Source organism: Mesorhizobium sp. M0016, from assembly GCF_040324035.1.
Taxonomy (GTDB): Bacteria; Pseudomonadota; Alphaproteobacteria; order Rhizobiales; family Rhizobiaceae; genus Mesorhizobium.
In genome coordinates this window covers 1-9,828 of sequence record NZ_JAMYVM010000052.1, presented here as the reverse complement: position 1 = coordinate 9,828, position 9,828 = coordinate 1, and the positions used below count along the sequence as shown (strand labels likewise).

Below are 9,828 nucleotides of genomic sequence, written 5' to 3'. Positions count from 1 at the left end.
GAGGCCAACCGATACATCAACATGGACGACCTGCGCGAGCACAAGAAGCTCGCTCTGCGCCAAGCCGCATGACCAGCATCATGGCTGCCCCATTTTGCAGAACTTGACGCACACAACCCCCCGCGACAAAGGCTGCTGGGCCGTCGTAGCGCCGATCTGCTCCGGCATGGCCGCGTGAATGCCCGCTCGACTCCAGCAACAGCTTCATCCTTGGTTGCGACGTTCCCGCGCGCGCCGCCGTCATCGAGCGTATCTTACTCGCCTAACCCGGATCGTGCCGTGTCCGCTTTCCGGGACGCACGGATCTATGCTCAATACCTAATGTCAGGCGCGTACCTGAATTGGTCCTCGAGCCGAGATAGCGCGTTAGTCCATACCCGACATTGCGATGTCCAGAAATCGACCGTTTCGCGAACAGCGATGACTACTCGGAGCTGCTATCTCGTTTGCGCCACGAACTGTCCCCTGCCCTCAATGCTTCCAACGTCTCATTTGGGGGCCGATAACGGACTGACAGCTTCGAGCGTCGAGCCGTTGGGTTAGACCCTGACGCCGATGCGTGCGCCGACGGAATCTTCCAACAGTCAACAACGCCGAGCTAAGCGTCGAGCAAAACCGTCCCTCGCGGGCGGCTGCAACATGCCAGGACATAGCCGGCAGATTTCTCTTTAGCATTCAGTCCGCCTAAATCGTCCATGGTAACCTCGCCGGATAGTTTGGCTATTCGGCACGTTCCGCAAACGCCCTGCTGGCAGGCGGTTGGGATGTAGATGCCACAGTTCCGCGCCGCGTCCAGCAGGGTCTCTCCGGGCGCGCAGCGATGCTCCACACCCGAGCGGACAAAACGGACCGAAGACGAAATCGCCAAGCCCAATTCCGACCGAGAACCATTGCTGCCTCCGAAACTCTCCTCGTGATACTGCGCTGGCGGGAAGCCTATTGCATCAAGGCAGGCGCGTGCCGTCTTCATGTACCCTTCGGGCCCACAGGCAAAAACAGTGCGCTTTTGAAGATCGGGAACCAGGCTCAGCAGCATCCGACCATCAATTCGGCCGGTTGCACCCGTCCAAGCGGGACCTCCCTGGCCGCAAACCAAAGTCACTTGAATATTGGGAAAGCGAGCGGCAAGTGCTTCCAGTTCCGCTCGGAAGATGATGTCGCCTGGGGTTTTCGCGCTGTGAATGAAGCGGATCTCCCTGTCGTCTGCGCGGTCTGTAAGCGCACGCAGCATTGACATGGTCGGAGTCACGCCGCTCCCGCCCGAAAGGAAAACAGGTTTCTCCGACGGCAATTTATCCAGATTGAACGAACCGAGCGGCCCTTCGATCTCGATCTCGCTGCCCGGCGTCAAATGGTCATGGATCCAGTTGGAAGTGAGCCCGCCCTGCGTTCGCTTCACGGTGATCTGAAGATCAAGCGGTCGCGTCGGCGGTGACGATACCGAGTAGGCGCGCGTTATTGTGGCGCCGTTGATCCTGAGGTGCACGAGAACATACTGGCCCGCGCTGAAGCAGAACATCCGACCAGCGGCAGATGTGAGAACAAATGTTTTCACATCGTGCGTCTCGTCTATCACGCGACGGCAGAGCACTATATCTCGCGTCTTTTGTGCCCATCGCCGCTGACGCATGGTGGGCACGACATCTGAGGCTTGGATGGAGGCGTATGCATTCATCGTGCGGCTCGGCGTTAGGTCGAGCGAACATGCCAGTTCTTACCCCGCTGAACAGCAATATTATTCCAGCGTTATGATCGGGAATATCGATTAAACCTCCAGCGACATAACAGCGAGATGGAGAGCACGGATGCCTTTGCGAATGATCGGTTCGTGTTTGCGGCGTGCCAGTATCGCCGTATGGACTGGCTGGTGCAAGGTCGGCGCTCCTTCGACCAGGAACGATGGAAGCTCACCGGTAAACCTGCGCGCATCATCGCTGCGCATGTAGCAAGTGCCGCCCGTTCGCCGGAGCATGATCTCCGCCAGAGCTTCCGATCCGGTCGAAAGTCGGCAGATCGCCAATTGGGCCAGCATCTCTGCGTGCGTTTTCTCCAGCACGACGGTGTAGCCTGGTCGGATGTAGGTGTCGGGATCGACGTCCGACAGGTTTCTGGCGGCAGTCGAAACCATTACATATTCCTCGACCATCAGGTGCTCGTATGCGATCTCAGGCAAGTAGCGGGGGGCATAAAGCACCGCGATATCCAGGTTTCCCATGCTGAGGTCGCTGACCATCTGGTTCGAATAATCCGACTCGACATGGATTGAGGACTTCGGAAGTGCTTGGCACAGGGTTTCGACCCACCCGGGCAGGACTGAGCGGGTCATGCCCACTTGGGCGGCAACGCGCAAGGTGCCTTCGAAACGGTTGAAGGCCCGGACATCGTGGCGAGCCTGCGACCAAGTGGATACCAGAGATCTTGCGTAGGCTTCGAACCGGCGCCCTGCGGCAGTCGGCTCTGCCCCGGCGCGTCCGCGTTGGAACAGTTCAGATCCGATTGCGCTCTCCAGGTTCTTGATGCGGGTGCTGATTGTCGATTGGGTTAAGCCCAACCGATCTGCGGTGCGATTGAAATTTCTCGATTCGATGATGTCGAGAAAGGTTTCGATGTGATCAAGCTGCATGGAAATCCCGATCGAAAAATTCGATCATGTTCCTGCCTACCATAAGCTTGATCAAACAATACTCAAGGGGGAAGCTGCACCAGATCATCGGCCGGCGCACCGCCGGGACGGGCCACGGAGCGGAACAAAGTGTTCATAGTTGATTGCGACTGTCACAATTACTGGTCAAGCGCCACCGTGTTGACGCCATACCTTTCCGGCTTGTGGAAAGACATGTTCACCGAGGGCGAGAAAACAGGTCCAGTCGGCGCATTTCCGCATGGCCATCGCCCCTGGTTTCATCCGCAGGACTTCTCCCGCAAGGACGTCCGTCCGAAGACGGAAGCCGACAATTATCTCATCATGAAAGAGAAGCACCTCGACAAGTACAAAGTCGACGTGGCGATCCTCACCGGCGATGAGCCGATCGAGGCGTCGACCCTCGCCAATCCTTACTATGCCAGCGCCCTGGTCAGCGCCTACAATGACTATCAGATCAACCAATGGCTGCCGAAAGACGATCGTTTCATGGGTTCGATCATCATCGCACCACAGGATCCGAAGCTCGCTGCCGCCGAGATACGCCGTCTGGGCAGTCATCCGCGTATGGTCCAGGTTCTCGCTTCCCAAGGGTCCGTCAAGCCGTATGGAGACCCGTTCTACCATCCGATCTACGAAGCTTGCGCTGAAGTAGGGTTGCCGTTCGCCATACATCTGGGCGGGCATGGCGGCGTGAATTCAACTGCCATTGCGCCTGCGCCCACGACATTCTTCTGGGAAACGCACGCCATTTTGCACATGTCCGCGATGTCGCACGTGGCAAGCATGATCGCCCATGGCGTCTTCGAGAAGTGGCCGGACCTCTACTTCGTGATCATCGAGTGCGGTGTCGCCTGGGTTCCGTCGGTCCTGTGGCGCCTGGATGCCGACTACAAAGCGCTGCGTAAAGAGACGCCATGGCTGAAGATGCTGCCATCGGAATATTGCCGGCGCAACATCCGCTTTTCCACGCAGCCGCTGGAGCAACCTGCAAACATCCAACATCTCTGGTCCACGCTCGAAGCGATGGACGGGGAAAACACGCTGATGTTTGCGTCGGACTATCCGCACTGGGATTACGACGATGCCAACACGCTGCAAATCCCTCCTGCCTGGAAGAGCAAGATCATGGGACTGAATGCGTTGGAAGTCTACAAACGCATCCCCCGTGCGCAAGCCGCGAATGCTGCCTGAGGAAGCATACGATGCCCGAGAAGACATATATCTGCCGCGTCGACGAGATCGAAACAGGATCTCCGTTTATCGCCAAGATCCGCAGCCTTTCGGTCGGGATTTTCCGCATCGGAGATTCATTCCACGCGCTGCTGAATGTCTGTCCGCACCGCGGCGCTCCACTTTGCGAGGGACCGCAATGCGGGACAACCGCGCCCGTTGAACAAGCGCAATTCATCTATCATCGCGAAAACGAGATCGTTCGATGCGCCTGGCATGGCTGGGAATTCGACATCAAGTCAGGTGAAGCCTTGGTCGATCCGTCCATTCGCGCTCGCACATTTCCAGTCACCGTCGAAGCCGGCAGCATCTATGTGACGGCCTGATTGGCCCAAAAGCCGATTGGGATTGGAAAAATTCGAAGAAAGATGGCCGAAGCCAACTAGCAGATTTGTTCGCAGGTGCTTGAAAAAAATAACGCGGAGAACTCCGCAATGGGAGAGTCAAATGTCAGAATCTGAATACAAGCTTGGTCTCGCGCAAAGCCTGGTCGGTGGCGGCAAAGTTTCCCGCCGCGACTTCATTCATCTTGGGATAGCCGCAGGCCTGACGGTCGCCGCCGCCGACACGCTCTTCGTCGCCAGGGCGCGTGCCGAACCGATGCACGGCGGCTTCGCCAAGCTCGGCATGGCTCATGGCGCGACGACGGATTCAATCGATCCGGCCGGCTACCCCGATACGTTCACACAAACCGCGTTTTCGGGCTCGCTATCCAACAGCCTCACTGAGGTCGACGCCAAAGGCAATGTCCAACCGGACCTCGCCGAGAGCTTCGAATCTTCGGATGGGGCCAAGACCTGGGCCTTCAAGCTGCGCAAAGGCGCAACCTTCCACAACGGCAAGACTGTGACGGCGGATGACGTCGTGACGTCATTGCAATATCACATGGGCAAGGACACAAAATCGGCGGCGAAGTCGCTGTTGGAGTCCGTCGCCGGGATCAAGGCGGACGGCCCGGAAACGGTGGTCTTCACGCTCAAGAGCGGCAACGCCGATTTCCCTTACATCATGAGTGACTACCATCTGGTCATCATGCCAGCCAAGGACGGCAAGGCGGACTGGGCTTCAGGGGTTCGCACCGGCGCTTTCCTCCTTGAGAATTTCCAGCCCGGCGTTTCGGCGAAACTCAAGCGCAATCCAAACTACTTCAAAAACGGCAAGCCCTATCTCGACGAGGTGGAATTCATCGCCATCACAGATCTTGCCGCTCGCATGGCGGCCTTGTCGACGGGCGAGGTGGACTATATCGGCCGCGCCGACCTCAAGACCCTCGGCATGTTGAAACGCAATCCGAAGGTGGAAATCGTCGAGGTCACCGGCTACGGACATTATACCTTGCCGATGAATGCCGCGATGGCGCCGTTTGATAATCCAGACGTGCGAATGGCATTGAAATGGGCGATCAATCGCCAAGAAATCGTCGACAAGATCTTTCTCGGCCACGCCACCGTGGCTAACGACAACCCGATCGCGCCAGCGATCAAATTCGCCAAGGATCCGCAACCGCAACACAACTTCGATCCGGAAAAAGCCAAGCACTACCTGAAAAAGGCCGGAATGGAGAACCTGAAGGTGGATCTCTCGGTCGCCGATGCCGCTTTTGCAGGCGCGGTGGATGCGGCTTCGCTCATTCGCGAGACGGCAGCCCAATGCGGCATCGACGTCAATGTCGTGCGGGAGGCCGAGGACGCTTATTGGGACAATATCTGGCTCAAGAAACCCTGGTGCGCATCCTATTGGAGCGGTCGAGCGACGGCCGACTGGATGTTCACGCAAGCCTTCGCCGCGGACTCCAGCTGGAATGAGTCGTTCTGGAAAAATCCCCATTTCAACGAATTGCTTGTTAAGGCGCGGGCCGAGACGGACGAGGCCAAGCGAGCGGGAATGTATGCCGAGATGCAGCAACTAGCCCACGACGATGGCGGCAGCATCGTGCTGGTCTTCAACAATTTCGTCAGCGCCCAATCCAAAAAGCTCGCACATGGCGAAGTGGCGCCCAACTGGGAGAACGATGGACTGAAAATGGCCGAACGCTGGTGGATCGCCACGGCATGAAAAGGCGGCCGGGGCCACGATGGTTGTGAGGCTCCGGTCGGCTTGCTCCGAGTGCAGGACTGCCGCCCAAAGGGAGACGGCACTCACATGAACCCCGTCGCAAGAACGGTTCTGCAGCGCCTTGGCCTCGGCCTGGTCACTTTGTTCATCGTGTCCATCATCATCTTCTCTGCCATCGCGATGCTTCCGGGCGACTTCGCCAAGGCCACGCTCGGGCAGTCGGCGACGCCCGAAACGGTCGCCGCCTTTCAGCGGGAAATCGGCATCGATCGTCCGCCTGTCGAGCGCTATTTCGTCTGGGTCGCGCAAATGCTTCACGGCGACTTCGGCTCTTCGTTCGCGAGCCGCACCGGATATCGGCGTACCGTGGCCGAGATCATCGCGCCACGCCTCTACAATACGATGTTTCTTGCAGCGGTGACCGCGCTGATAGCGGTTCCGCTGGCGCTTGGGCTTGGCATTCTCGCCGCGCTGTACCGCAACGGCTGGTTCGACCGGCTGGTGAATGCCGTGACACTGACAACTATTTCGTTCCCGGAGTTTTTCGTCGCCTATATGCTCGCCTACCTGGTGATCTCGCGCGACACGTTCATTGCATCCGATTTCGCTCAATCCCTGCCCCATTGGCTCAGTATCTCACTGACCTGGGCACTCAATGCGGTTCCCAAATTTCCGACATTGTCGAATGTGAACGATCAGACCCCATTTTGGGAGCACCTCTGGAAAGTGGCGCTGCCGGCAATCACCCTTACACTCGTGATCGTGGCCCACATGATGCGCATGACCCGAGCGGCCATCATCAACATGCTCGCAAGCCCCTACATCGATATGGCGCGCCTCAAGGGAATGTCCCCGATGGTGATCGTGCTGAGGCATGCCCTACCCAATGCCTGGGCTCCCATCGTCACTGTCGTGGCGTTCAATATGGCATATCTCATCGTCGGAGTGGTCGTGGTCGAGGTCGTTTTCGTCTATCCCGGGATCGGCCAACTGATGGTTGATGCGGTAAAATCCAGGGATGTTCCGGTTGTCCAGGCCTGTGCCCTGATTTTCGCCGCGACCTACATCCTTCTCAACCTGCTGGCCGACATTATTTCCATCGCCACCAACCCCAGGCTCTTGCACCCACGATGACCAGATCCCAATCTATCGCGGCGGTTCAGAGGCTGAGGCGCTCGCGTGCCAGCCGGGCGACAACAGCGCTGAAGAAGGCACCGCTTAGTGCATGGTTCGGCATCGTGGTGATCGTTGGCTACGTCCTTGTTGCGGTCTTCGCGCACTGGATAGCCCCATATGGCGAGACGCAGGTCTTCAGCGAAGCCTTCGCGCCGTGGAATCAGGAATTCAAATTGGGAACCGACCAGCTCGGCCGCGACATGCTCACCCGCTTGATCTACGGTGCGCGCAACACCATCGCTATCGCGGTCGCGACTACATTGCTCTCCTTCGCGGTAGGCGTGTCGCTCGGCCTCCTTGCCGCATTGTATAGGGGGTGGCTCGACCAGATCTTGTCGCGTGCGGTGGACGTGCTGATGTCGATCCCGAGTCTGATCTTCGCGCTGGTGCTTCTGTCGATCTTCGGCTCGTCGATCACCAGCCTGATTGTTATCATTGCGCTTCTCGATTCCACCCGTGTCTTTCGGCTTTCTCGCGCCGTTGGGCTTAACGTGGCCGTGATGGAATATGTCGAGGTGGCGCGATTGCGCGGCGAGGGACCGAGATGGATCATCGCCAAGGAAATCCTTCCCAATGTCATGCCTCCACTGGTCGCCGAGTTCGGCTTGCGATTCTGCTTCGTGTTCCTGACAGTCGCGGCGCTGTCGTTCCTCGGAGTCGGTATTCAGCCGCCGACGGCCGATTGGGGATCAATGGTGCGCGAGAACGCAACCCTGATCACTTACGGCTATGTCACGCCGCTGCTTCCGGCCGGCGCGATAGCTCTTCTTACCGTATCCGTAAATTTCGTTGTGGACTGGTACCTGCACGCAACAAGCGGGTTGCGGGATGAAAAGTAGCGATCCAGGCTCACGCGAAAAAGGAAAGGATCTACTGCAAATCCGCAATCTGCATGTGGAGGGATCCTCGGACGAACAGTGGCATCCCATCGTCCGCGGGATCGATCTTACGCTGAAGCGGGGGGAGGTTCTTGGCCTAATCGGCGAGTCAGGCGCCGGCAAGTCCACCATTGGCCTTGCCGCAATGGGCTATGCCAAACCGGGCTGCCGGATCACACAGGGCTCGGTCCTGTTCGACGGGATTGATCTCCTGGCAGTCAATGAAAAGGGGCGCCGTCGTCTCCGGGGCTCCCGCATTGCCTATGTCGCGCAAAGCGCGGCGGCCTCCTTCAATCCGGCACATCGACTTTTGGAACAAACCATCGAAACCGCGGTGGCGCATGGAATCGTCAGCCGGGAAGAGGCGAACCGGAGCGCCGTGGATCTTTATCGGCGTCTTCAGCTCCCAGAACCCGAGAGCATAGGCTTTCGCTATCCTCATCAGGTCTCAGGCGGGCAGTTGCAACGGGCCATGACAGCGATGGCAATGGCTTGTCGACCGGACCTCATAATATTCGACGAGCCAACAACGGCGCTCGATGTGACCACGCAGGTTGAAGTCCTTGCCTCCATTCGCAACATCGTTGAGGAATTCAGTACTGCTGCAATCTACGTAACGCATGACCTGGCGGTGGTGGCGCAAATGGCGGATCGCATCATGGTTCTGCGACACGGAGTTACCGTGGAGGTGGCTGACACACGCCAGATGCTGGCCTCCCCCAGCCAGGAATATACGAGGACGCTCTGGGCAGTCCGCAAGCTCGCCAAGCCCGAAGTTCCAGCCGATGACTATCTCTTGACGATAGACAACGTCACCGCGGCTTATGCCGGAGGGGTCAAGGTGCTCCAGGATGTCTCCATCAAGGTTCCGCGCGGAAGAACAGTCGCTGTGGTCGGCGAATCCGGTTCTGGGAAATCGACGCTCGCTCGAGTCGTTACCGGACTCTTGCCGCCAAGTTCGGGTTCGATTTCTTTCGCAGGCCAGCTCCTTTCCAAGAGCCTGAAGGCGCGGCCCAAGGAGGTCCTGCGTCGCGTCCAGATGATTTATCAAATGCCCGACAACGCCCTTAATCCGCGCCAAACGGTCGAAGAAGTCTTAGAGCGGCCACTCGAATTCTACCTCGGCCTCAAAGGCGCGCAGAGAGATCGCCGGATAAGCGAACTTATGCACATGGTCGAGATGAGCGAGGATTTTCTGGAACGTCTACCTGGCGAGCTATCAGGTGGCCAAAAACAACGCGTCTGCATCGCGCGGGCATTGGCTGCCGAACCGGAGCTTATCATCTGCGACGAGATCACATCCGCGCTCGACCAAATTGTGCAGGAGGAGATCCTCAAGCTTCTGATGCGCCTACAGCGTGAACTCGGGATGAGCTACATCTTCATTACCCATGACATTGCCACGGTGCGCGCGATAGCAGACGAGATTGTCGTCATGCACGGCGGCAAAGTCGTCGAGCAGGGATTGAAGAGCGTGGTTCTCACACCTCCGCATGCCGCTTACACCGAACGGCTTTTGTCCTCTGTTCCCGAAATGGATCCTGACTGGCTGACAAGATTGCTGGCCAGTCGGAAAATCTAACAGGTTGCAAGGTGGTCAGGAATTAAGTCCCCGTCCGCCCATCTTCCACGTGCTTTGAAGGGCATGATCGAGCTCCACGCGCAGCGATCAGCGCGACTATTATGCACGCCTTCTGGAACCGTCTATCGCTGATCCAGGACCATCAGGCTAGGTTTGACGCTGAGGCGTATCGGAAATTCGTTCGCGCACGGCATGCTCGGTCTTGTCTGCTGTGGACTTCACGATCTCGCCGAGCTGATCGGCTATCGTGTCTGCTTCCATAT

At 58.1% G+C, this 9,828-nt stretch carries 8 protein-coding genes; 6 read left to right on the top strand and 2 right to left on the bottom strand.

Features of this window, described 5'->3' with window-relative positions; translation table 11 throughout:
• Nucleotides 1–598 precede the first annotated feature (598 nt).
• Together NKJ88_RS32715 and NKJ88_RS32710 are read right to left on the bottom strand one after the other, a co-directional pair.
• Nucleotides 599–1,675 carry an FAD-binding oxidoreductase gene (locus tag NKJ88_RS32715; protein ID WP_352446953.1) on the bottom strand — a complete coding sequence of 359 codons (1,077 nt, stop codon included), beginning with the start codon at nt 1,673–1,675 and terminating at the stop codon, nt 599–601.
• Between the two features lie 90 nt (nt 1,676–1,765).
• The gene (locus NKJ88_RS32710; protein ID WP_023673822.1) at nt 1,766–2,623 is read right to left on the bottom strand and encodes a LysR family transcriptional regulator; all 858 of its coding nucleotides are present in this window, start codon (nt 2,621–2,623) and stop codon (nt 1,766–1,768) included.
• Between the two features lie 129 nt (nt 2,624–2,752).
• Between NKJ88_RS32710 and NKJ88_RS32705 the strand changes: the two genes are divergently transcribed.
• The 6 genes from NKJ88_RS32705 to NKJ88_RS32680 all read left to right on the top strand — a co-directional run bounded on the left by NKJ88_RS32705 (nt 2,753) and on the right by NKJ88_RS32680 (nt 9,565).
• Nucleotides 2,753–3,835, top strand: coding sequence for an amidohydrolase family protein (locus tag NKJ88_RS32705; protein ID WP_031194312.1), 1,083 nt, complete (start codon nt 2,753–2,755; stop codon nt 3,833–3,835).
• An 11-nt stretch (nt 3,836–3,846) separates the two neighbouring features.
• Nucleotides 3,847–4,200 carry a Rieske (2Fe-2S) protein gene (locus NKJ88_RS32700; RefSeq protein WP_023673824.1) on the top strand — a complete coding sequence of 118 codons (354 nt, stop codon included), beginning with the start codon at nt 3,847–3,849 and terminating at the stop codon, nt 4,198–4,200.
• Between the two features lie 121 nt (nt 4,201–4,321).
• Nucleotides 4,322–5,929 carry an ABC transporter substrate-binding protein gene (locus NKJ88_RS32695; protein WP_352446952.1) on the top strand — a complete coding sequence of 536 codons (1,608 nt, stop codon included), beginning with the start codon at nt 4,322–4,324 and terminating at the stop codon, nt 5,927–5,929.
• 87 nt (nt 5,930–6,016) lie between these two features.
• Nucleotides 6,017–7,063: an ABC transporter permease gene (locus tag NKJ88_RS32690; RefSeq protein ID WP_023673826.1), complete on the top strand. Its 1,047-nt coding sequence runs from the start codon at nt 6,017–6,019 to the stop codon at nt 7,061–7,063.
• 104 nt (nt 7,064–7,167) lie between these two features.
• Complete coding sequence (locus NKJ88_RS32685) at nt 7,168–7,944, top strand: ABC transporter permease (protein WP_502904789.1); 777 nt, start codon at nt 7,168–7,170, stop codon at nt 7,942–7,944.
• The gene (locus NKJ88_RS32680; protein ID WP_023686074.1) at nt 7,934–9,565 is read left to right on the top strand and encodes an ABC transporter ATP-binding protein; all 1,632 of its coding nucleotides are present in this window, start codon (nt 7,934–7,936) and stop codon (nt 9,563–9,565) included. Before NKJ88_RS32685 ends, NKJ88_RS32680 begins: the two co-directional genes overlap by 11 nt.
• The last annotated feature ends 263 nt before the right edge of the window (nt 9,566–9,828 follow it).

What these genes read in the sequence shown, in the direction of transcription:
- NKJ88_RS32715 (WP_352446953.1), bottom strand. Translation starts at nt 1,675, where the DNA reads ATGAATGCATACGCCTCCATCCAAGCCTCAGATGTCGTGCCCACCATG.
- NKJ88_RS32710 (WP_023673822.1), bottom strand. Translation starts at nt 2,623, where the DNA reads ATGCAGCTTGATCACATCGAAACCTTTCTCGACATCATCGAATCGAGA.
- NKJ88_RS32700 (WP_023673824.1), top strand. Translation starts at nt 3,847, where the DNA reads ATGCCCGAGAAGACATATATCTGCCGCGTCGACGAGATCGAAACAGGA.
- NKJ88_RS32695 (WP_352446952.1), top strand. Translation starts at nt 4,322, where the DNA reads ATGTCAGAATCTGAATACAAGCTTGGTCTCGCGCAAAGCCTGGTCGGT.
- NKJ88_RS32690 (WP_023673826.1), top strand. Translation starts at nt 6,017, where the DNA reads ATGAACCCCGTCGCAAGAACGGTTCTGCAGCGCCTTGGCCTCGGCCTG.
- NKJ88_RS32680 (WP_023686074.1), top strand. Translation starts at nt 7,934, where the DNA reads ATGAAAAGTAGCGATCCAGGCTCACGCGAAAAAGGAAAGGATCTACTG.